Below are 1,293 nucleotides of genomic sequence, written 5' to 3'. Positions count from 1 at the left end.
TTTTGAGGAGGCTCAAATCTCTGAGAGGATTGAGCCATGAAGAAGTCGAACAAGTTCTCACCGGAGGTGCGTGAGCGCGCGGTGAGGATGGTGCAGGAGCACCGAGGGGAGTACCCGTCGTTGTGGGCAGCAGTCGAATCGATCGCGCCGAAGATCGGATGCGTCCCGCAGACGCTGCTGGAATGGGTCAAGCGGGTGGAGGTCGATTCCGGGGTGCGAGAGGGCGTCACGACGTCCGAGGCGCAGCGGGTCAAGGGCCTGGAACGCGAGGTCAAAGAGCTGCGTCGGGCCAACGAGATCCTGAAGCTGGCCAGCGCGTTTTTCGCCCAGGCGGAGCTCGACCGCCGACTGAAGTCCTGAACGACTTCGTGGACCAGCATCGCGCCACCCACGGAGTCGAGCCGATCTGCAAGGCACTGCAGATCGCCCCGTCGGGATACTGGCGCCATGCGGCGCTGCTGCGCGAGCCGCACAAGCGATGTGCCCGGGCTCACCGTGACGAGGCCTTGGTGCCGCAGATCGAGCGCGTCTGGAACGCCAACATGCAGGTCTACGGCGCCGACAAAGTCTGGAGGCAGCTCGCACGAGAGGGGACCGACGTGGCCCGCTGCACGGTGGAGCGGCTGATGCGGCGCTTGGGACTGCGCGGCGTGCTGCGCGGCAAGGTGGTGAAGACGACCGTCAGCGACAGCAAGGCGCCTTGCCCGCTGGATCGGGTCAACCGGCAGTTCCGGGCCGAGCGGCCGAACCAGCTGTGGGTCAGCGACTTCACCTACGTGTCGACATGGCAGGGCTGGCTCTACGTGGCGTTCGTCATCGACGTGTTCGCCCGTCGCATCGTCGGCTGGCGGGTGAGCAGCTCGATGCGAACTGACTTCGTGCTGGACGCCCTGGAGCAGGCGCTGTACGCGCGGCAACCCGAACGCGATGGCAGCCTGGTGTGCCACTCCGACAGGGGCTCGCAATACGTCAGCATTCGCTACACCGAGCGGCTGGCAGAAGCCGGCATTGAGCCGTCCGTGGGCAGCAAGGGCGACTCGTATGACAACGCGCTGGCCGAGACGATCAACGGCCTCTACAAGGCCGAATTGATTCATCGTCGGACGCCCTGGAAAACAAAGGAGTCCGTGGAGCTGGCCACGCTCGAATGGGTGTCCTGGTTCAACCACCACCGCCTGCTCGAACCGATCGGCTACATCCCGCCGGCGGAGGCTGAGGCAAACTACTACAGGCAACTCGCCAGTCAGGCCACCACGGTGGAGGTCTGACTTAAACCAACGGGCCTCCACGAAT

The 1,293-nt window shown here is 64.7% G+C and carries 1 protein-coding gene and 1 other annotated feature; the gene reads left to right on the top strand.

Going from position 1 to position 1,293, the window contains the following annotated elements:
- The first annotated feature begins 36 nt into the window (after nt 1–36).
- Nucleotides 37–1,268, top strand: a protein-coding gene (locus N5K27_RS28855) for an IS3 family transposase (RefSeq protein WP_152548598.1) whose coding sequence is annotated in 2 segments (ribosomal slippage) — nt 37–325 and nt 325–1,268 — 1,233 coding nt in all. Because the reading frame shifts where the segments join, the coding sequence is not laid out codon by codon here.
- Nucleotides 315–431, top strand: a sequence feature (AL1L pseudoknot). It overlaps the preceding gene by 117 nt.
- Nucleotides 1,269–1,293: the final 25 nt, after the last annotated feature.

It is taken from the genome of Pigmentiphaga sp. GD03639, from assembly GCF_029845405.1.
Classification (GTDB): Bacteria; Pseudomonadota; Gammaproteobacteria; order Burkholderiales; family Burkholderiaceae_B; genus Pigmentiphaga; species Pigmentiphaga daeguensis.
This window is presented reverse-complemented; position numbering and strand designations above follow the sequence as displayed.